This window comes from Streptomyces sp. MA5143a, assembly GCF_900290235.1.
Classification (GTDB): Bacteria; Actinomycetota; Actinomycetes; order Streptomycetales; family Streptomycetaceae; genus Streptomyces.
In genome coordinates this window covers 1-19,894 of sequence record NZ_OLMK01000050.1, presented here as the reverse complement: position 1 = coordinate 19,894, position 19,894 = coordinate 1, and the positions used below count along the sequence as shown (strand labels likewise).

The following is a 19,894-nucleotide window of genomic DNA, read 5'->3' as shown; positions in this document are numbered from 1 at the left end:
GGGGTGGGGCCGCCGCGTCGTAGCCCGGCCGAAGCGGGTCAGGCCGCCGCGTCGAAGCCCGTGTCGCGGGCGAGCTTCTTCAGTTCGAGCAGCGCGTGCTTCTCGATCTGGCGGATCCGCTCACGGGTGAGCCCGTGTTCCTTGCCGACCTCGGTGAGCGTGCGCTCGCGGCCGTCCTCGATGCCGTACCGCATCTTGATGATGGAGGCCGTGCGCTGGTCGAGTCGCCCGATGAGGCTGTCGAGCTCCTCGCTGCGCAGCAGGGTCAGCACGGACTGCTCGGGCGAGACGGCGGAGGTGTCCTCCAGCAGGTCACCGAACTGGGTCTCGCCCTCGTCGTCCACCGACATGTTCAGCGAGACCGGGTCGCGGGCCCAGTCGAGGACGTCGCTGACGCGCTCCGGGGTGGAGCCCAACTCGGCGGCGATCTCCTGGGGCTCGGGCTCGCGGCCGTGCTCCCGGTTGAACTCGCGCTGCACCCGTCGGATCCGGCCCAGCTCCTCGACCAGGTGGACGGGCAGCCGGATGGTGCGCGACTGGTCCGCTATGGACCGGGTGATCGCCTGACGGATCCACCAGGTGGCGTACGTCGAGAACTTGAAGCCCTTGCGGTAGTCGAACTTCTCGACCGCGCGGACCAGGCCCGCGTTGCCCTCCTGGATGAGGTCGAGCAGGGGCAGACCGCTGCGCGGATACCGCCGGGCGACGGCCACGACGAGGCGGAGGTTCGACCGTATGAAGATGTCCTTGGCCCGGTCGCTGTCGGCGACGAGGGCCTCCAACTCCTCACGGGTCGCGTCCGCCCTCGCCTCCTCCTCGCCGTCGAGGATCTGCTGTGCGAACACACCCGCCTCGATGATCTGGGACAGCTCGACTTCCTTGGCGGCGTCGAGAAGCGGTGTACGCGCGATCTCGTCGAGGTACATGCCGACCAGGTCGCGGTCGGCGATCTCGCCGCCAGAGGCGCGAACGCTGCTTGCCGCGTCGCTCCCGCCGGAGGCGGACGAACGACGAGCGGCGACGGCACGGGTTGCCATGCGTGCTCCCTTGCGATGGTGGGCTGGCAGGGTCGTGTCTGGTCCTACGTGTCTTGACAAGGCCGCTCGGACACTCTCCCGAGTGCCCGGCTTCCGAAGGAAACAACGACTGGAATCAGGACAGAATTCCCAAGCAGGCCCACTATTTTTCTGATCTTGCAGTACCCTGTGCGGCCACAGGAGGTGGCGTGATGTCCACGGGGTCCGCAGAGGTGCAGGTCAGACCAGGAGTCGAGGCCGACCTCGCCACCCTCACCGACCTCTACAACCACTACGTCCGTGAGACGCCCATCACATTCGACACCGCCGTCTTCACTCCGGAGGAGCGCCGTCCGTGGCTGCTCTCCCACCTTGTAGACGGTCGGCATCGCCTGATAGTTGCCACCACGGAGGATTCACAGCGAATCCTCGGGTACGCCACGAGCAGCGCGTTCCGTGCGAAGGCGGCGTACGACACGTCCGTGGAGGTCTCCGTGTACCTCGCCCCCGACGCGGGCGGCCGGGGCGTCGGCACGCTGCTGTACAAGGCACTGTTCGAGGCGCTCGCAACCGAGGACGTCCACCGCGCCTACGCCGGCATCGCCCAGCCGAACGAGCCCTCCACCCGCCTCCACGAACGCTTCGGCTTCCGCCACGTGGGGACGTATCGGGAGGTCGGGCGGAAATTCGGCCGCTACTGGGACGTGGCCTGGTACGAGAAGGACCTCTAGGGATTCCCTCAGTCCGGGTTCTGTTCCCGCGAGCGGCGCGGCAGCCGGGCCATGGCGGCGCGGATGGTGTCGGCCACGTCGGGCACGTCGACGCCGAGGCCGCGGAGGCGGACGGCGACCTCGGCGAGGGGGATGCCGAGCTTGGTTGAGGCGGCGCAGAGGTGGTCGATGCGGAGCGAGTGCCCGAGCGTCAGCCACCGGAGGGGACTTGCCCGGAAGTGGAAGTCGGGACCGCTCAGATCTTTGCTGAGCAACATGATGTCGGTCCAGAGGCCCACCCGATCGGACGCGTGGTTCGTGGGGAGGTACGGCACCCGCAACCCGTACGACTCCAGACGGGCGCCGATTTCGGGGACGGGTCTCCGCAGTTCGTACGCGGCGCCCAGGAGGAGGGGTAGGGGAACGTCGCTGTCGTTGGTGGCAGCATCCGCCTGGCCGACGTGGCGTCGCAGGGCCTCGACCACCGCCTCGTGGTGGCAGTCGGCGGCCTGGAGGAGCGCGGGGATGTCCAGGGCACGGGCGCGGGCGACGGCCAGGAGGGCGGCGAGACGTCTCACCCTGACCTGCTGCGGCACCCCCATGCCCATGCCCCCGATACCGCCGACGCCGCCGGTGACGGACGCGAGGGTCTCCAACCGTTCCAGGCGTTCCTGGCGGCACATCTCCCCCAGCGACAGCCGTAGCCCGTACAGCAGTTGGCCGGTGCGGCGCCGGTGGAACAGCGCGCCCAGCGCGGTGCCGCCCAGGGGGAGCCGGGCGGTCAGGTCCGTGTACGCCGTCCAGTGGTCCTGAGTGCCGCGCAGCCCGTGGTCCACCCACTGGTGGAACAGCCACCACCCGATGTCCGACTCGGCGCCCCGCCGCTCGGGCAGTTCCAACCGGGCCCGGCGGACGAGGCGTTCGTGCCCGCGGTCGAAGAACCTCTCGAAGTCGCCGCGGTCTCCCTCCGCCCCCGTCAGACGGAGGTCCGTGGGGTCGACACCGACCCGGTCGGCCGCCGTGCGCGCCCACAGGGTCTGCGACAGGTACGGGGCGAGGGTCAGGAGCAGGATCTCGGCGGGGCGGAAGTCGGCGTCGGGCGCGTCCTCCGCGCACAGCCGGGCAGCTGCGAGTCGGTCGGGCCGTCCGTCGAGTCGGGCGCGGGCGTCGCATAGTGGTTGATCACCACCTGGTCCACGTCACGCGCCTGGAACGCCGTGCCGTGGACCGTGGTGTCGTTGATGCTGTTGTTCGCGCCGCCCGGATCCGTCACGCCGTCCAGCGTAGGAGCAACTCGCCCTGGGCTGAGGGGAAAGCCCGTCGCGGGGGCACGTCGCGGGGGCACGTCGCTGGGAAGCTCTTCGCAGGACAGCCCCTCACGTGTCGCCCGCGCCCCTTCCTGTCGCCGGGCTCCTCAGCCGAACTGGACCGACCGCTTCGCCAGGCCCATCCAGAAGCCGTCGATCACCGACCTCTGGGCGTCCAGTTCACCGGCGGCCTCGGCCGCGCCCATGGTCACGAACAGCGGCGCGAAGTGCTCGGTGCGGGGGTGGGCGAGCCGGCCCGCCGGTGACTTGTGGAGGAAGTCGAGGAGGGAGTCCCAGTCGCGGGACTCCAGGGCCCGGTTGCCCCAGTCGTCGAACTCCGTGGACCAGGCCGGGATGCCGCCCTGGCGGAGCGCGGCGAGGTTGTGGGTGAAGAAGCCGGAGCCGACGATCAGGACGCCCTCGTCGCGAAGGGGGGCGAGCTTGCGGCCGACGTCCATCAGCTTCACCGGGTCCAGGGTCGGCATGGAGATCTGCAGGACCGGGATGTCGGCCTCCGGGAACATCTCGACGAGCGGGACGTACGCCCCGTGGTCGAGACCCCGGTCCGGGATGTCCTGGACCGGCGTGCCGGGGGCCTGGAGCAGCTTGCGCACGGACGCGGCCAGCTCGGGGGCGCCCGGCGCCGGGTACCGGACGGCGTAGTAGTGCTCGGGGAAGCCCCAGAAGTCGTAGACCAGCGGGACGGTCTCGACCGCGCCGAGGGCGAGCGGGGCCTCCTCCCAGTGGGCGGAGACCATGAGGATCGCCTTGGGGCGGGCCAGCGTCTTCGCCCAGGCGGCCAGTTCCCCGGGCCAGATCGGGTCGTCGGCGAGCGGGGGCGCGCCGTGGCTCAGATAGAGGGTCGGCATGCGTTCGGCGGTGGCGGCGGACATAGGGGTGACTCCCTCTGCACACGCGACTCGCGAGTGGGCGGGGACACGCCTCGGCACGTACGGCTCCCGGGCTCCCGGAGCACGTCGTCCTCAAGCGGGCCGCAGCGGGTCGCTTCAGGCTCATCGGTTGCTTGAGACCTCCCCCAACTCCCCAGTAGTTGAAGTCTCAATATTTCTAGTTTCACCTTACATCTCTATTGTTCAAAATTCAAGAAGGGTGCTCGTAGAGTGGAGGTATGAAGACACCGTCCGCCGCCGAAGAACCCCGCTGGCTCACCGAAGAGGAACAGCGCACCTGGCTCGCCTACGTCCATGGCACGACCCTGCTCGACGACCATCTCGATCGCCAGTTGCAGCGGGACGCGGGTATGCCGCACCTCTATTACCACCTGCTCGTGGTGCTGTCCGGCGAGCCGCAGCGGCGGCTGCGGATGACCGAGCTGGCGATGCACACGAAGATCACCCGCTCGCGCCTCTCGCACGCCATCGCCCGCCTGGAGAAGAACGGGTGGGTGCGGCGCGAGGACTGTCCGTCGGACAAGCGGGGACAGTTCGCCGTGCTCACGGACGGCGGGTTCGAGGTCCTGGAGAAGAGCGCGCCGGGACATGTGGCCGCGGTGCGGCAGGCGCTGTTCGACCGGTTGTCGCCGGAACAGCAGAAAGCCCTCGGCGAGATCATGGGGATCGTCGCCGAGGGGCTTCAGCCGAAGGAGGCGGGGGCGGACCTGCCGTGGCTGCGTTAGCCGCTCCGCCGCGTCGGGGGTGGGGCGCCGGGACCCACGGGGAGTGGGGTGCCGGGGCCCGACCCACGGGGAGTGGGGCGACAGTGGCCCGACCCATGTGAATGCCGGGCCCGGCCCACGGGGAGTGGGACGCCGGGCCCGGAGACCTCAGAGCTCGGGGACCCTCCGCTGCCGTGAGCCGTAATCGGCCGGCCGCGTGGGTCCCCACGCCCTTCAGGTGGGCCCCGACCATGGGGCCCGTCCTGTCGTCAGTGGGCGATCACCGGGACCTTGACCTCGTCCGCCGCGTCCTCGCTCGTACCGGCGGTGGCCGTCATGTCCGGCTTGCCGGTGGTGACGAAGGTGAAGGCGATGGCGGCCGACAGGACCAGGATGCCGACGGCGAACCAGATGGCGTTGGTGTAGCCGTTGACCATGCCCTGGAGCTGGACGAGCTGCTGCTGGGGGCGGGAGGTCGCCGAGGCGATGTGGTCCTTGACGTACGACGTGGTCGCGGACGCGGCGATCGTGTTCAGCAGGGCCGTACCGATGGCGCCGCCGACCTGCTGGGAGGTGTTGACCATCGCGGAGGCGACACCCGCGTCACGCGGTTCGACACCGTGGGTCGCGAGGGACATCGCCGGCATGAACGCCGTACCCATACCGAGGCCGAGCAGCAGCTGGGCCGGCAGGAGCAGGGCCGCGTACGAGGAGTCGATCTCCATCCGGGTCAGCAGCAGCATGCCGAGACCCGCGAGCAGGAAGCCCGGCGCCATCAGCAGACGCGGCGCGACCCGGGTCATGAGGCGGGTGCCGATCTGCGTGGAGCCGACGATCATGCCCGTGATCATGGGCAGGAAGGCGAAGCCGGTCTTGACCGGGGAGTACCCCTTCACGATCTGGAGGTAGTAGGTCAGGAAGAGGAACAGGCCGAACATCGCGATGATCGCGAGGCCGAGGGAGAGGTAGACACCGCCGCGGTTGCGCTCCAGGACCACGCGCAGCGGCAGCAGCGGGGCCTTGACCTTGGACTCGACCAGGACGAACGCGGCGAGGAGCACCGCGGAGGCGATGAAGAGGCCGATCGTCATGGAGTCGCCCCAGCCGTCGGACTCGGCGCGCGTGAAGCCGTAGACCAGCGAGACCAGACCGAGGGTGGACAGGACCACACCGGGGATGTCCAGCGGCGAACGGTTGCGGCCGCCCTCCGGCTCACGGATGACGAAGTACGCGCCGGCCGCGGCGATCACCGCGAACGGGATGTTGACGAAGAACGTCCAGCGCCAGTCCAGGTACTCGGTGAGGAAGCCGCCGAGGATCAGACCCACGGCGCCACCGCCACCGGCGATCGCACCGTAGATGCCGAACGCCTTGGCACGCTCCTTGGCGTCCGTGAACATCACGGCGAGCAGGGAGAGCGCGGCCGGCGCGAGCAGCGCGCCGAAGGCACCCTGAAGGGCTCGGGCGCCCAGCATCATGGCCTCACCGGTGGCCGCGCCGCCCAGCGCGGAGGCGCCGGCGAAGCCGATCAGACCGGTGACGAAGGTGCGCTTGCGCCCCCACAGGTCGGAGATACGACCACCGAAGAGAAGCAGACCGCCGAAGGCCAGGGCGTAGGCCGTGATGACCCACTGGCGGTTGCCGTCGGATATCCCGAGGTCCTGCTGGGCGGACGGCAGGGCGATGTTCACGATGGTCGCGTCGAGGACGACCATCAGCTGGGCGAGCGCGATGAACACGAGCGCTTTCCAGCGGTTGGAGTGCGAATCGTCCACCGTTTCGGGGACATTCCGAGCTGTTGCAGACATGGCGGTACCCACTTCGGGACTTCGTGACGGAAAAAGTCAGGTGAAAGCGTCGGAGCGCGACAAGGCGCCGATAAAGGGAGAAGTCGGATCAGGTCAGGCTCGGCGGAGGTCCTCCATCGTGACGGAGGTGCCGGGCAGTTCGGAGCGGGCCGGGGCCCGCAGACCGTCGAGCAACAGCTGTAGATGACGGTGGACGAAACGGTCGACACCCACGCACTGGGTGCCGGCCGGGGGGCGGCTGAGCTGGCTGACGGCGAGCATCAGGTCACCGACGCTGACGTCGTCACGGAGCTGTCCGGCCCGCTGGGCCCGCTCCATGATGGCGGCCGTCTGCTCCTCCAGCCGTTCGCGCGCCGCCTCCAGGTCGGGGTGGTTCTTGTCGAAGGCGTCCTGGACCATCGGGCAGAGGGCGCTGATCCGCTCGTCGGCGGCGGCGTGCACGAAGCGGGACAGCGCCTCGAACGCGTCACCGGTCTCCTCGAGCGCGACCTCCGCCGCCAGCGCCGTACGGTCCATGACCGAGCACACGACCTCGCGGACCAGTGCGTCGCGGTCCGGGAAGTTGCGGTACACCGTGGCGTTGCCGACACCGGCCCGGCGCGCGATCTCGTCGAGCGGCACGTCGGGGCCGAACTCGACGAACATCTCCCGGGCGGCGGTGACGATCCGCTCCCGGTTGCGCAGGGCGTCCGCCCGGGGACGGGACACCTTGCGCACGGGGGTGGCGGTCTGCACGGCGTACCTCCTGACGATCGAGAGTGGGAGCGGGATCCGGGGAGCGTTTCCCCGTTTCGCTCGGACACATGGCTAAACGGGGAGACGGTCCCCGGTTATTTCCCATCGCCGAAGAGTTTTCCCGTGACCTGGGTCACACCTGGAGTTTTCATGCGGGTCAGTGACCCAGGTCACTCCCCTGCGGGCCGGAACCCCTCGTTCGGCCCATCCAGCGCGCGCCCCCGCCGCCCTCGCCACAGGGTGAGCGAAAGGGTGCGGCCGCGGCCCGGGCGGCTGCCGTGGAGCGAAGGGCGCGTGCATGCAGCAGCCGTTCCGCCGAAGCGGGATACCCGAGCGCCGGCCGACGTCGTTCGGCCGGCCGCGGCCCCGGCGCGCGTGGCGGGCACGCCGCACGGACGGCACCCATGCGACGAGCGGCATGGGCGGGATGGGCGGCATGGGGGGCATACGCCCCCGCCGGTCCGCGGGGGTCGGCATACGCCCCCGCCGGTCCGTCGCGATCGCCTCCGTCACCGCCCTCACCCTCGCGGTCAGCACCTCCGCCGGCACCGGGCACCTCGTGGCGAAGGAGACGAGCACGGCCGCGGGCGCGGTCGCCGTGGCCCCCGGCTCCGGGCTCGACTCCTGCATGATCCGCGGCCGGCTCGGCGTCCAGATGTCCGAGGGCATCCCCACCCCGCCCGGATACTCCCGCTCCACCGGCACGGTCCGCGCCCTCAACCTGATGATCGACTTCTCCGACGCGCCCGGCGAGGGCAGCGCGATGGACCGCTTCGCCGAGTTCGCCCCGCAGACCCAGAAGTGGTTCCGGACGAGCAGCTACGGCCGGATCGACTACCGGCCCGAGACCCCGGTCACCGAGTGGCTGCGGATGCCGGAGACGTTCCGCTCGTACGGGATAGAACGCGGCGTCCCCTTCGAGCCCGGCTACCGGCGGCTGGTCCAGGACATGGTGCGGGTCGCCGACCCCGTCGTCGACTTCCGCAAGTACGACCTGGTCAACGTCCTCGTCACCCCGAACGCGGGGCCCTCCGCCCTCGACACGGTCCTGTCCGTGACGTTCGCCGGGAACAGGGAGGCGCCGGTCGCGGACGGCACCCCCGTCGCCAACGCGTCGTTCGTGTACAGCCGCCAGGACGACGGCTCCGGCACGTACCACGAGACCGGCTACCGCGTGCTGCCCCACGAGAACGGGCACGTCTTCGGCCTGCCCGACCTCTACACCCACGAGGGCGGGGGCGCGGTCGGGCACTGGGACATCATGAGCGAGGACTGGGGCGTCGACAACGACATGCTGGGCTGGCACAAGTGGAAGCTCGGCTGGCTCGACGCGACGCAGGTCGGCTGCGTGTCCGCGCCGGGGGCGGCGGAGTACACGCTCACGCCGCTCGCGAAGGCGGGCGGGCCGAAGCTGGTGGTGGTGCCGTTGACGGCCCGCACGGCGTACGCCGTCGAACTGCGGACCCAGGCGGGCAACGATGTCGCCGTCTGCCGCCCCGGTGTCCTCGTCTACCGGGTCGACGCGGACATCGACACCGGCAACGGCCCCATCAGGGTCCACGACGCCCGCCGCGACAGCGGGGGGTGCACCCGCAGCCCCAACGTCCACGCGGAACTCTCGGACGCGCCGCTGGTGCCGGGTGAGACGTTCAGGGACACGAGAGCGGGCGTGACGATCACGGTGACGGGAACGGACGCGACGGGGAACCACCGGGTGGTGGTGAGCCGGCGGTGAGGGGGGTGGGGGGAGCGCACGGGTGCGGGTGGGTGGGGCGTGTGGGGTGCGGGGGTGTGTGTCTCGGGTGAGTGAGCAGGTGCGGGCCGGTGGGGGCCGTTCGCGCGGGGTGTCTCGGGTGAGTGAGCAGGTGCGGGCCGGTGGGGGCTGATCGCGCAGTTCCCCGCGCCCCTGAACGACCGCCCCTACGGGCCGGCCGACAACGGGTTGCCGCGCGGGTCCGACAGTCCGGGCGGTCCACGGGCGGTCCACGGGCGGGGAAAGCCGGGGCGTAGCCCTGGCTTTCAGGGGCGCGGGGAACTGCGCGAACGGCCACAGCGCTCCCGCAGACGCCCGACCACGCGCACCCCCGAGCTGACAGGCGCCCCACCCCCACCCATGGTCGCACCCCCGAGCCGACAGGCGCCCGGCCCTCGGCGGCCGGCACCCTGCCGAGCCGCGCAGCCGCCCCGCATTACCGTGACCTCATGCGCCCGAACGTCCCGAGTGATGCCGACCCCGGCCACGGCCCCGTCACCCGAGACGGAGTCGGCCCCACACCCCCCGCGCCCCCCGAGGCCGTCGCCCCCCTCATGCGGGGCATCAGCGTGCTGCGACGGCTCACCGAGGCGGACGGCGTATTGAGTCTCAGCGCCCTGGAGAAGGCGACCGGCCTCGCCCGCTCCACGGTCGACCGCATCACCGCGACCCTGGCCCGGATGGGCTACGTACGCCTGGACGGCCGCGACGCGGTCCTCGCCCCCCGGCTGATGGAACTGGGCAACGCCTACCTCGCCTCGATCCGCCTCCCCCGCCTCCTCGACGCCCACGCGGACGCCCTCGCCGACGAGCTGGACGAGTCCGTGTCGCTCGCGGTCGCCGACCGGGACGGCGTCCGTTTCATCCACCAGGCGACCCGCCGCCGCGCGATGTCCCTCAGCTTCCGCATCGGCGACCTCCTCCCCGCCGAACGCACCGCCCCCGGCCCCCTGTTCGCCACCGCGTGGGGGCCCGCGGACTGGGCCCGCTGGCGCGCCCGCCGCGAGGCCGACCCCGAGGGCCGCGGCTTCCCGGCCGTACCACCGCGCGAGGGCGCGTACGACGACTTCGAGGAACGTACGGAGTCGGCGGCGGCTCAGGGGTGGGCGCTGGACGACCAGTTGATCGAGCCGGGGCTGGTCGCGGTGTCCGTACCCGTACGGGACCCCCGTACCGGCCGCGTCGCGTGCGTGGCCAGCGTCGTCAGCCACACCAGCCGGCACACCACCGACTCCCTGCGCTCGACGCTGCTGCCGCGGCTGCGGGCGACCGTGGCGCGCATGGAGGAGGAGCTGGCAGGCGCCCCGCGCGAGCCCGCCTCCCCGGACGCCGGCTCCCCGCCCCCGTCCCCGCCGTCCCCCACCCCCGCCTCGTCCGGTCTCGGTCTCGCCGCCTGGACGGGCGCGTCCAAGCAGGAACTGGGCCGGGAGTTCGTCGAGTCGCTGGCGCGTGGTCTGACGGTCGTCACCTCGTTCGGCGAGGGGCGCGCCGACCTCACCCTCACCGACGTCGCCCGGGCCACCGGCCTCGCCCGCGCGACCGCCCGCCGGGCCCTGATCACGCTCGAACACCTCGGGTACGTCGAGTCGTCCGACCGTTTCTTCCGCCTGACCCCGCGCGTCCTGGGCCTCGGCTTCCCGCCCCTGTCGATGCTGCCGCTTCCCCGGATCGCCGCCCCGCACCTGGCGGAACTCTCCGCGAGGGTGCACGAATCGGCGTCCCTCGCGATCCTCACCGCGGGCGGCGACGAGGTGCAGTACACGGCGCGGGTCGCCACCAGCCGGATCATGAGCGTCAACATCACCCTCGGCACCCGGTTCCCCGCGTACGCCACGTCCCTGGGCCGCGTGATGCTCGCCGGGCACCTCCCGGAGGTCTCCCTCCCCGAACGCCTCGTCCCGCTGACCCCGCGTTCCGTCACGGACCCCCGGGAACTCCTCACCGTCCTCGAACGCGTCCGCGCCGACGGCTACGCCCTCGTCGACGGCGAACTGGAGGAGGGCCTCCGCTCCATCGCCGTCCCCGTCCACGACCGCGACGGCCGCGTCACGGCCGCCGTCAACGTCGCGATGCACAGCAGCCGACGGTCGGTGGAGCAGTGTGTGGCGGAGATCCTGCCGGAACTGCGCGCGACGGTGCACCGGATCGAGAGCGAGCTACGGGTGGCAGGCATGTTCCGCCGAGTGGCCGGCGTCTGAAACGGCTGCCCTGCCACCCTTCCCCGGATGGGTGAGCCGGGCGGGCCGCGGGGCTCCGGGGCGTCGAGACTGGAGGCCCGGGGTACCGCGTCGAGATCGGAGTCGTCCCATGAGCGGTCACGGCCGCCGGTGAGTGCCCTATGAGCACCGGAGCCATGGGGGTCGCGGTCATCGGGGACTGCCCCGTCTTCCGGCACGGTGTCTCGCAGTTGATCGAGGGCGCTCCCGATCTCCGTCTGATCGCGGCCGTGGAGTCGGTCCACGACGCCGACGACGGCCTGCGCGACGCGGACGTGGTGCTGGTCGACTTCCAGCAGCCGGGGCGGCGGCTGGCCTCGGCGGTGGCGGAACTGCGTGAGCGCGGGCACGCCGTCGTGGTCGTGTCGTCCTCCGCGCAGACCGACGCGGTCCGGGTGATCAAGGCCGGCGCCGGGGGCTATGTGAGCCGGCAGGCCGAGGGGGACGAGCTGCTCACCGCACTCCGGGTCGTCGCGGCCGGACGCTGCTACGTCTCGGCGCCGGCCAGCCATCTGCTGAAGGAGACCCCGCGCCTCACCGACCGGGAGCAGGAGATCCTCGGCCTCCTCGCGCACGGCGCCACGGACGACGAGATCGCCTGCCGACTGCGTATCAGCAAGCACACGGTCCATTCGCATCTGGACCGGATCGGCGAGAAGACGGGAACCCGGCGCCGGTTCGACCTCACCCGGCTCGCGATCGAACACGGCTTCACCGACCGCGCGTAGCCCCCGCCGCGGGCCGTGGGCGTGGGTGCCGTGGGTAGCCCTACCCCGGCCCCGGTGGGTAACCGTCCCTCTTGATCGCGTCGCGGCGACGTCGGATGTTGGGTGCGGGGGACAGCCGACCTGCTGAGGAGAAGTCATGCGCAATCGCATCGCGGTTCTCGCCGTCGCGGCGGTCCTCCCGCTGACCGCCGCGGCCTCGCTGGCGACGGCGACTCAGGCGGGAGCGGACCCGAAGAGCCCCAAGGTCACGGTCAAGGGCTCCGTGGACGACTGCCCGGACGGCACCTCCGCCGTGAAGGTGACCATCAAGACCGTCCAGGAGAGCCGCACCGACAAGAGCCCGGACGTGGAGGACAACGGCGAGTACACGATCGCCCTCAAGAAGGTCCCCACGAAGGGCCAGAAGGCGAAGGCCACTGTGACCTGCGAAGAGGGAGCCACCTACAAGGACACGTTCACGCTGAAGCGTCCGGCGGGCACGTCGACGACGCTCGACAACATCGACCTGGCACCGCCGTACTAGGCGCGCCGCCCGGTCCCCGGCACGGCGAAGCCCGGGCCACGAGAAGTCATGGCCCGGGCTGCTGCCGCCGGTTTCGGCCGCGGCCGCCGGCTGTCATCCGCTGCCGACGGTTGTGCTGCTACGAGTCGAGGATCCACCAGAGGTCCCGCCGTGGCGAACGGCTGAGCGGTGTGCGAACACCGTGCGCCCGGCTCCTCGCCTGTACGCACCCTGCGAATGCCGTGCGCTACGGTGGCCGCCACCAGCCGTCGACACGAGAGGAACCGGCGATGCCAGCCGAGCAGCAGGGCTTCCAGTCGGTGTGGACCCGCCCCCGGACCGGCCGGGAGCAGCCCGCGCTGAGCAGGGAGCACATCGTGTCCGAGGCGCTGCGACTGCTCGACGAGGAGGGCATCGACGCCCTCAGCATGCGCAAGCTCGGCGGTCGGCTGGGCGCGGGCGCCACCTCGCTCTACCGTCACGTGGCCAACAAGGACGAGCTGATCGAGCTGGCCGTCGACGAGGTCTACGGCGAGATCGAGGTCACCGCCTCCCCCGACCCCGCCACCTGGCGCGCGGACACGGCCCGGTGCGCCCACAGCCTGCGCGCGACGATCCTGCGCCACCCCTGGCTCGCCTCCGTGCTCGGCGAGATGGGCATGTCGTACCTCGGCCCCAACTGGATGCGCGTGTCCGAGGCCATGCTGAAACTGCTGACCACCGCCGGTTTCCCGGCCGACGAGGCGGACCGTGCCCTCGGCACCCTCGTCGCGTACGTCACCGGCATGGCCACGAGCGAGGCCGCCTGGCTCACCGTCCTCGCCCGCAGCGGCCAGGACGAGCAGACGCTGGTCGAGCGCCTGTGGCCGGCCGCCGAGGAGGCCGCCCAGGACTATCCGCTGCTGCGGGAGGGCTACGCCGAACAACGCGGCGCGGACCCGCGGACCGCGCGGGAGGAGGGGTTCCAGTACGGGTTGGAGCGCGTACTGGACGGGCTGGCGACGCGGTTGCCGTAGCCGCGCCGCCCGCCCTCCGGCGAACGTCGTCCTACCCGTTGACGCCCGTGTAGCGGCTGAGGCTCCAGTTCCACAGCAGCCGGGACAGGACGAAGGCGACAAGGCCGACGAACGGCGCGGCCACCGCGAGCGCCCGCGGTACGCCCAGGTCACCGCCGTGGCCGGTCAGTACCCCGGCCGGGAAGTAGGCGATGAAGGCGAGCGGCACGACGAAGGTGAACGCGGCGGAGGCGACCTTCGGCAGGATGCTCAGCGGATAGCTGCCGAAGGTGCCCATCAGCTCCTCCAGCCACTGGGCCCAGTACGAGGTGGCCGGGAAGTGGAACGCGGCCGCGGCCAGCGCCGTGAACAGCGCGGCCTCGACGAGCATCCCGCCGAGAACCCCGGCCACGACGTACGCGATCCGCCCCGCCGTCCAGTCCAGCGAGCTCCGCTGGAGCGCGGCGGCGAACAGCCCGACCGCGACGACCAGGTCACCGATGGCGTTGACGGGGAAGAAGGCGAGCTGGACCTGCCGGTACACCGGCATGGGCCGGATCAGGCAGGGGTCGACGATCCCCTCCTGGACGAGGACGTTCATGTACTGGATCCGGCCGAGGAACAGCACGTACAGCCCGTGCGCGAGCATCCGCATGCTCGCGATCAGCAGGACGTCGGAGCTGGACCAGCCGCCGAGCCCGGGGAACCGGGTGAGCAGCACCGAGGCGAAGACGATGATCGAGACCTGCCAGATCGCCCCGATGGCGACCCCCATCAGGAACTCGCCCCGGTACTCCAGCCGCGCCTTGAAGTTGAGCTTGGTGATCCGCCAGACGACGCGGGCGGCACGGACCCCACGCACGGACGCGGTGGGGCTCCCGCTGGTGGACGGTGTGGTCATGGTCATCCTCCCTGGGCCACGACACGGCGGCCGGCCAGGTCCCACAGCCGGCGGGTGAGCAGGGCGAGCAGCACGATCCACACCCCTTGGATCGCCATCTGCCCGAACGCGTCACCGACCCCGATACGGCCGACGTAGATGGAGAGCGGCACGCCGAGGGTCGCCTGGAACGGCAGGAACGCGCTGAGGGTGATGAACCAGTCCGGGAAGTACCAGAGCGGCGCGTACACGCCGGACAGCAGGTTCTGGGCGAAGACGAGGATGAGGAGGGCCGACTCGTTGCGCAGCGTCCAGAAGCACAGCAGGTCGACGAGCATCATCACGTAGTACAGGACGAGTTGGCCGAGCAGCATGCTCACGACGAAGACCGCGGCCACCTCGACGGAGTCGGGCGGGGCGACGACCCCGGCGGCGAGGCAGAGCACGTAACCGCCGAGCACCCAGCCGAAGCCGTACACCTGGTCGCCGAGGGCGCGGAGCGCGTAGTAGCGCTGGGGCCGCATGGGCCGCAGGTACCAGTAGACGATCGTGCCGAAGTGCAGATGCTGGATGACGGTGTCGCGCCCGGCACGCCGGTCCAGCCCGCGGATCCGGCCCGCCAGCACGGCGAGTACGGCGTAGCCGACGGCCTGGGTCTCGTCGAGCCCGGCGCTGGACGAGGTGTTCGCGTACAGGCCCCGCCAGAGATAGACGACCAGACACACCTGCACGAACAGCCGTACGGCGGTGGCGGTCATTCGGGGTGGGGCGAGGAACTCACCGCGGGGCGTGATGGAGGCGATGCGCCGGAGGCGGGAGAGGGTGGGGGTGGGGGTGGGGGTGGGGGTGGTGTCCGTGGGGGTGGGGGTGGGGGTCGAGGACGCCATGGTCAGCCGCCCTGGGAGGCGGAGGTAACGGCGGCGGAGGAGGAAGACGAGGGGGACGAGGGGGGCGAGGGCGACGAGGGGGACGGGTCCTCGGACTCCAGGTGGCCCTGCCCCGGCACGTCACTCAGATAGGCGGAGCGCATGACGTCCTCGAGGTCGTTCTCCTCCAGGGCGAGGTCGGTGACCTGGAAGCGCCCGATGACGACCTTCAGGGCCTCGTGCACGGAGGGGGCGCCGTCCCCGACGGGTCCGAACACGACGCGGGGCCCTTCGCGGCGCAGGACGCCGATGCCGGCGAAGCCGGGCAGGGAGGAGAGGTCGCGCTGACCGCCATGGGGACCGTCGGGACCGTCACCGCCATCTGGACCGTCGCCACCATCTGGACCGTCGCCGCCGGCGAACTGCTCCTGGCGCTCGATCTCCTGGACGTCGGCGGGGTCGGCGAGGGTCGCGCGAATCTGCCAGGTGCCGCCGAAGCGACGCCGGATCTCCTGGAGCGGCCCGTCGAGGACGATGCGGCCGTGGTTGATGAGGACGACCCGCTCGGCGAGCCGGGCGACCTCGGTCATGTCGTGCGTGGTGAGCAGGACGGTCCGCTCCCGCTGCTCGACCTGGTGCCGAAGGAACCGCCGGACCTGCTCCTTGACGACCACGTCCATGCCGATGGTGGGCTCGTCGAGGAAGACCACGGGAGGGTCGTGCAGCAGAGAGGCGGCGAGATCGCACCGGACGCGCTGCCCGAGGGACAGATGCCGGACGCGGGTGTCCCAGAACTCGGAGAGTTCGAGCAGCCCGTCGAACTCGTCGATGCGCTCCCGGTACCGGTCCTCGGGGACACCGTAGATGTCGCGGAGGATCGCGAACGACTCCCGGGCGGGCAGGTCCCACCACAGTTGGGTCCGCTGCCCGAAGACGGCGCCGATGTTGTGGGCGTTGCGCTCCCGGTCCCGGTGCGGCACGACGCCGGCGACGAGAGCCTCGCCGGAGGTGGGGGTGAGGATGCCGGTGAGCATCTTGATCGTGGTGGACTTGCCGGCACCGTTGGGCCCGAGGAGTGCGAGCAACTCCCCTTTCCCCACAGAGAAGTCGACGTCCCGCACCGCGACCTTGGCCACGCGCTCCGGGCTGACGAGCGACCGGAGCGCCCCGCCGAGCCCTGGCCGGCGCACGGTCGTATGAAACACCTTGGACAACCCGCGCGCCTCGATCACCGCGTTCAATGGCATCACATCCGTTCTGCTCGGCGCCCTGCCGCACGGGCGGCGCCCGCACGACAGAACCACGCTCCTGTCAACCATCCGAACGCCCGCCCGAGACTCCGTCCGAAATCCCGAACACCGTCCGACACAACGGCGCCGATGCTAGGCCCCTCCCCCCGACAGGGAGAACCGAATTACCAACCCCAAACAGATCCGACCGCCCCACCACCACCCGCTACACTGACGGCGGCGAAGCACCACACCACGCCACCCCGCCTTCGTAGCTCAGGGGATAGAGCACCGCTCTCCTAAAGCGGGTGTCGCAGGTTCGAATCCTGCCGGGGGCACAGCAAAAGGGCCAGCTCAGGAGGGTTCCCTCCCAGGCTGGCCCTTCGTCGTGTTCGAGGCCGTGCCACACGCGTGCCAGTTAGTCCACTTTCAGTCCACATCCCCCAGCCGGGGGGTCTCTCCCCCGCCCTCGCGGATCATGGCTCCGAGCCGATCAGCGATGGCCCGGTCACGGTCGCTGGTCATGTGCTGGTAGATCAGCGCGGCGCGCGAGCTGCTGTGGCCCATGCGAGTCATCAGCTCACGGGTGCTGGCCCCGGCCGTCGAGGCCAGCGTGTTGCCCGTGTGCCGAAGATCGTGGAAGTGCAGTTCAGAGGTGACACCCGCTGCCTTCCTGGCCTTGACCCAGTCATCGCGGAAGTTGCTCCGTCGCAGTTGCCCACCCAGCGGCCCAACGAAGACGTGCCCCTCACGGCCCGGAGCAGCGAACTGCTCCAGGTGGCGCGTGACCTCGTCGAACAGTTCGGCCGGGAAGGAGACGGTACGCACCCCGGCCGCAGACTTCGGTGCCTTGTCGAACAGGCGACCGCTCTGCAATTCAGCCTGAGCCCGGCGGACCGTGACGGTCAGCCCCTCCAGGTCGATGTCACGACGCCGTAGGGCCGCCAGTTCCCCGAAGCGCAGCGTGGTGAAGGCCGCCAAGAGCACGAGCAGCCGGTAGCGCGGCGCGATGGAGTCAGCGACGGCGAAGACCTCGGGCACCGTGAGGATCGGCCGCTCAGGCACGTCGTAGCGATCCGCCCCCTTGACGCGGCACGGGTTGCGCCGGATCAGCTCGTCGTCCACGGCCGTGTTCATCAGGGCCCGCAGCAGTTGGTACGCCTTGACGACCGTCGGCTCACCGATGCCGGCCGCGAGGAGCCTGCCGCGCCAGCTGCGCACCCGAGTCGTCGTCACGTCGGCCAGCGATCCGGCCCCGAAGGTGGGCAGAATGTGCAGCCGCACCACCGACTCGTTCCGCTCTCGGGTGCGGTCGGCGAGCTTCCGGTCCCGCAGCCACGCGGTTGCGTACTCCTCGAAGTTCACCGCCCCGGCGTCCGGGTCCGACCACTGTTCACGCGTGATGTCAGACTCGATGTGCGTGAGAGCGGCTTGAGCATCGGTCTTGGTCGGGTAGGTCTTCTCGGCCGGACGCAACTGGCCCGTCTCCGGGTCGCGGTAGCGGACCTGCCACCGACCGGACGGAAGCTGCCGGACCGACCCGAAGCTTCTACGCCTCCCCTTCTTGTTGGCCATCAGGCGACCCTCCGAAGGGAACCGCGCCGGTGGCCGATCGGCTGCACAGTGTTGGCGTCGATGAAGGCATTCACCGCGCTCTCCGGGATGCGGACGTGTCGGCCGACCTTGACGAACGCAATGCGTCGCTCGGCGATCAGTCGGCGCGGAAAGCGTTCCGTCGTACCGAGGAGTTCGGCCACCTGCGCCACGGTGAGGTAGCGGTCAGCCACGGGTGGGTTCTCCTTCTGATCCGGGGGCGGGCGTGAGGGATTCGGCGAGCCAGGCTTCGGTGTCGGAGAGCCCGGTTCCTGCAAAAACCCAGTGGGCGAGGACGTATGTCGTATCTGTAGCCGGTCCGTTGGCTGTCGCGGCTTGTGCTCGGCGCCATTCGGCGCGGGCGTCGCGGAGGGCGCCGAGGGTGGTGGAGTAGCGGCGGGATTTGGTGGAGAAGTGGCCGCGGAAGCCGAGCATGTGGGCCCAGGCGCGGAGGCGGAGGTGTTCGAGGTCCTTGCGGCCGCCGAGGGTCCAGGCGGTTCGGATGAGGCGGCGGGCGTGGTCGCTGATGTCGAGCTGAGCGAGTTCGGCCGCGAACTTGAGCGGCCGGTCGAGGGCTCCCGTGGCAGTCTCGGCGCCCTTGGTGGCGTACTTGGCGATGTACGAGGCGACCGCGCGTTCGGTCAGCTCGTGGCCGTCGTTGAAGTCGGCGGATCGGATGGTGCGGACGTCGAGTTGGCGGCCGAAGGTGAAGGTGTGGGTGCGGCCGTCGATGGCCGGGCCGTCCACGCGCACCTTGGCGGCCGCTGTCGCGATGGCGTCCGTGAGGAGTTCGGCGGTGGCCCAGGCCGGGGGTGGGGTGTCGCCGCCGGTGGGGCCGTCGATGCGGATCACGGCGTGGAAGTGGACGGCGCCGCGCTTTTGGTACTCGGCGACCTTGGCGAAGGAGACGCGGGCGTGTTCGCGGAAGCGGCGTTGTGACAGTCCCGCACGCTTGGCGACCTCTCGGCGCAGGTAGGTGGAGAAGCGTCGCCAGAGCGGACCGGCGTGGGCGTTCCACAGGACGGCAGCTTCGTAGTCGTAGGTGTCCGGGTCGAGCGGGGTGCCGAGTTCGGCGTCGTCCTGGTCGTGTCGGGTGCCGCAACGGCAGGGGCGCCCGCTGGAGGGGCGGTTGTGGACCGGGCCGAAGCTCGGGGCGGTGAAGGTGGCAAAGACGCGGGGGTGGGTGGCGACGTGTTCGGGGGTGCCCTTGCCGCCGCGCAGGCCGGAGGTGATCAGGTGGAAGGTGTCGCGGCGGTAGACCTCGGAGCAGGCCGCGCACCGGGTGGTGCGGCGGTTGTTGCAGCGGACGAGGAGTTGGCCGGCCGGGAGGTCGGTGGAGTCGAGGTGCTGGAGGACGCGGTCGATCTCGCCGGTCGTGGTGTCGACGCCGTGCTCGGTGCGGTGGCCGTCGAGGCGGATCGGGTGGGTGCAGCCGCCGAGTCCGGAGAGCTGGCGGAGGATACCGGGCAGGGTGCCGTGCTCCGCGAGCTTCGCGAGTTCCGGGAGCGGGGGCGGTGTGGTGCGGGTGAAGATGGCGGTTCTCCTTCTGACTGGCTCGGTCAGGAGTGATGGCCCCGGGGCGGCGGATGCTTGGTCGTGTGCGCCGCCCCGGGTGCCGTGCGCGTTCAGCGCCGGTTCTGCTCGCGGATCAGGGAGCGCAAAACCACGGCCGCGATGGCGACGGAGACGGCCGAGACGGCGACGGCGGCCAGGAGCGCGGTGAGGACGACACCGCCGACGACCACGGCCGCCACGACCCCAGGACTGATCGAGACCGCCGGGAGCGAGCGCCGTACGGGCGCCGGATCGGCCGGGGTGTGGGTATGTGCGGGCGGCGGGGTGGGGCTGTCGGGGTACTTGGGAAGGAACACGGTCAGACTCTCCTCACCTACTCGTCTAGGCATGTGAGCCGTTTATGACGTCCACGCCGGAGCGCGTACC

20 protein-coding genes and 1 tRNA gene are annotated in these 19,894 nt (G+C 70.9%); 8 read left to right on the top strand and 13 right to left on the bottom strand.

Features of this window, described 5'->3' with window-relative positions:
• Window positions 1-38: 38 nt before the first annotated feature.
• Window positions 39-1,037: a sigma-70 family RNA polymerase sigma factor gene (locus SMA5143A_RS22715; RefSeq protein WP_107464712.1), complete on the bottom strand. Its 999-nt coding sequence runs from the start codon at window positions 1,035-1,037 to the stop codon at window positions 39-41.
• Between the two features lie 191 nt (window positions 1,038-1,228).
• On the opposite strand from SMA5143A_RS22715, the gene SMA5143A_RS22710 reads away from it, so the two are divergent.
• A complete protein-coding gene (locus SMA5143A_RS22710; RefSeq protein ID WP_107464711.1) occupies window positions 1,229-1,747 on the top strand; it encodes a GNAT family N-acetyltransferase in 519 nt (172 codons plus the stop codon).
• A gap of 8 nt (window positions 1,748-1,755) precedes the next feature.
• On the opposite strand, the gene SMA5143A_RS22705 is transcribed toward SMA5143A_RS22710, so the two are convergent.
• The 3 genes from SMA5143A_RS22705 to SMA5143A_RS22695 all read right to left on the bottom strand — a co-directional run bounded on the left by SMA5143A_RS22705 (window position 1,756) and on the right by SMA5143A_RS22695 (window position 3,926).
• On the bottom strand, window positions 1,756-2,790 hold the full coding sequence (locus SMA5143A_RS22705; protein ID WP_441349507.1) for a wHTH domain-containing protein: 1,035 nt from the start codon (window positions 2,788-2,790) through the stop codon (window positions 1,756-1,758).
• Window positions 2,787-2,999, bottom strand: a complete 213-nt coding sequence (locus tag SMA5143A_RS22700) for a hypothetical protein (RefSeq protein WP_107464709.1) — start codon at window positions 2,997-2,999, stop codon at window positions 2,787-2,789. The genes SMA5143A_RS22705 and SMA5143A_RS22700 overlap by 4 nt, the downstream gene beginning before the upstream one ends.
• 141 nt (window positions 3,000-3,140) lie before the next feature.
• Window positions 3,141-3,926 (bottom strand): dioxygenase family protein, encoded by a 786-nt coding sequence (locus tag SMA5143A_RS22695; protein WP_107464708.1) that lies wholly within the window; start codon window positions 3,924-3,926, stop codon window positions 3,141-3,143.
• A 236-nt stretch (window positions 3,927-4,162) separates the two neighbouring features.
• On the opposite strand from SMA5143A_RS22695, the gene SMA5143A_RS22690 reads away from it, so the two are divergent.
• The gene (locus SMA5143A_RS22690) at window positions 4,163-4,669 is read left to right on the top strand and encodes a MarR family winged helix-turn-helix transcriptional regulator (RefSeq protein ID WP_107464707.1); all 507 of its coding nucleotides are present in this window, start codon (window positions 4,163-4,165) and stop codon (window positions 4,667-4,669) included.
• Between the two features lie 248 nt (window positions 4,670-4,917).
• On the opposite strand, the gene SMA5143A_RS22685 is transcribed toward SMA5143A_RS22690, so the two are convergent.
• Together SMA5143A_RS22685 and SMA5143A_RS22680 are read right to left on the bottom strand one after the other, a co-directional pair.
• Window positions 4,918-6,456: an MFS transporter gene (locus SMA5143A_RS22685; protein WP_107464900.1), complete on the bottom strand. Its 1,539-nt coding sequence runs from the start codon at window positions 6,454-6,456 to the stop codon at window positions 4,918-4,920.
• Between the two features lie 93 nt (window positions 6,457-6,549).
• Window positions 6,550-7,191: a TetR/AcrR family transcriptional regulator gene (locus tag SMA5143A_RS22680; protein WP_107464706.1), complete on the bottom strand. Its 642-nt coding sequence runs from the start codon at window positions 7,189-7,191 to the stop codon at window positions 6,550-6,552.
• Window positions 7,192-7,627: 436 nt separating this feature from the next.
• On the opposite strand from SMA5143A_RS22680, the gene SMA5143A_RS22675 reads away from it, so the two are divergent.
• The 5 genes from SMA5143A_RS22675 to SMA5143A_RS22655 all read left to right on the top strand — a co-directional run bounded on the left by SMA5143A_RS22675 (window position 7,628) and on the right by SMA5143A_RS22655 (window position 13,406).
• The gene (locus SMA5143A_RS22675) at window positions 7,628-8,926 is read left to right on the top strand and encodes a M6 family metalloprotease domain-containing protein (RefSeq protein WP_181361985.1); all 1,299 of its coding nucleotides are present in this window, start codon (window positions 7,628-7,630) and stop codon (window positions 8,924-8,926) included.
• A gap of 467 nt (window positions 8,927-9,393) precedes the next feature.
• Window positions 9,394-11,142: an IclR family transcriptional regulator domain-containing protein gene (locus tag SMA5143A_RS22670; protein ID WP_375136534.1), complete on the top strand. Its 1,749-nt coding sequence runs from the start codon at window positions 9,394-9,396 to the stop codon at window positions 11,140-11,142.
• A gap of 140 nt (window positions 11,143-11,282) precedes the next feature.
• Window positions 11,283-11,888 (top strand): LuxR C-terminal-related transcriptional regulator, encoded by a 606-nt coding sequence (locus tag SMA5143A_RS22665; protein ID WP_258193674.1) that lies wholly within the window; start codon window positions 11,283-11,285, stop codon window positions 11,886-11,888.
• A 136-nt stretch (window positions 11,889-12,024) separates the two neighbouring features.
• Window positions 12,025-12,411: a hypothetical protein gene (locus SMA5143A_RS22660; RefSeq protein ID WP_107464704.1), complete on the top strand. Its 387-nt coding sequence runs from the start codon at window positions 12,025-12,027 to the stop codon at window positions 12,409-12,411.
• A 269-nt stretch (window positions 12,412-12,680) separates the two neighbouring features.
• Window positions 12,681-13,406, top strand: a complete 726-nt coding sequence (locus SMA5143A_RS22655) for a TetR/AcrR family transcriptional regulator (RefSeq protein ID WP_107464703.1) — start codon at window positions 12,681-12,683, stop codon at window positions 13,404-13,406.
• Window positions 13,407-13,437: 31 nt separating this feature from the next.
• Here the strand turns inward: SMA5143A_RS22655 and SMA5143A_RS22650 are convergent, their stop codons facing one another.
• The 3 genes from SMA5143A_RS22650 to SMA5143A_RS22640 form a co-directional block, all read right to left on the bottom strand.
• On the bottom strand, window positions 13,438-14,286 hold the full coding sequence (locus tag SMA5143A_RS22650; RefSeq protein WP_181361972.1) for an ABC transporter permease: 849 nt from the start codon (window positions 14,284-14,286) through the stop codon (window positions 13,438-13,440).
• A 2-nt stretch (window positions 14,287-14,288) separates the two neighbouring features.
• Window positions 14,289-15,023: an ABC transporter permease gene (locus SMA5143A_RS22645; protein WP_258193691.1), complete on the bottom strand. Its 735-nt coding sequence runs from the start codon at window positions 15,021-15,023 to the stop codon at window positions 14,289-14,291.
• Between the two features lie 131 nt (window positions 15,024-15,154).
• Window positions 15,155-16,378: an ABC transporter ATP-binding protein gene (locus tag SMA5143A_RS22640; protein ID WP_107464701.1), complete on the bottom strand. Its 1,224-nt coding sequence runs from the start codon at window positions 16,376-16,378 to the stop codon at window positions 15,155-15,157.
• 247 nt (window positions 16,379-16,625) lie between these two features.
• Between SMA5143A_RS22640 and SMA5143A_RS22635 the strand changes: the two genes are divergently transcribed.
• Window positions 16,626-16,698: transfer RNA gene (locus SMA5143A_RS22635), tRNA-Arg, on the top strand.
• Window positions 16,699-16,789: 91 nt separating this feature from the next.
• Here SMA5143A_RS22635 and SMA5143A_RS22630 read toward each other — a convergent pair.
• The 4 genes from SMA5143A_RS22630 to SMA5143A_RS22615 form a co-directional block, all read right to left on the bottom strand.
• Complete coding sequence (locus SMA5143A_RS22630; RefSeq protein ID WP_107464700.1) at window positions 16,790-17,935, bottom strand: tyrosine-type recombinase/integrase; 1,146 nt, start codon at window positions 17,933-17,935, stop codon at window positions 16,790-16,792.
• Window positions 17,935-18,147 carry a helix-turn-helix domain-containing protein gene (locus SMA5143A_RS22625; protein ID WP_107464699.1) on the bottom strand — a complete coding sequence of 71 codons (213 nt, stop codon included), beginning with the start codon at window positions 18,145-18,147 and terminating at the stop codon, window positions 17,935-17,937. The genes SMA5143A_RS22630 and SMA5143A_RS22625 overlap by 1 nt, the downstream gene beginning before the upstream one ends.
• Entirely contained in the window at window positions 18,140-19,423 is a 1,284-nt protein-coding gene (locus SMA5143A_RS22620; protein ID WP_107464698.1) for a replication initiator, read from the bottom strand. Before SMA5143A_RS22620 ends, SMA5143A_RS22625 begins: the two co-directional genes overlap by 8 nt.
• Window positions 19,424-19,578: 155 nt before the next feature.
• Window positions 19,579-19,824: a SpdD protein gene (locus tag SMA5143A_RS22615; RefSeq protein ID WP_107464697.1), complete on the bottom strand. Its 246-nt coding sequence runs from the start codon at window positions 19,822-19,824 to the stop codon at window positions 19,579-19,581.
• Window positions 19,825-19,894: the final 70 nt, after the last annotated feature.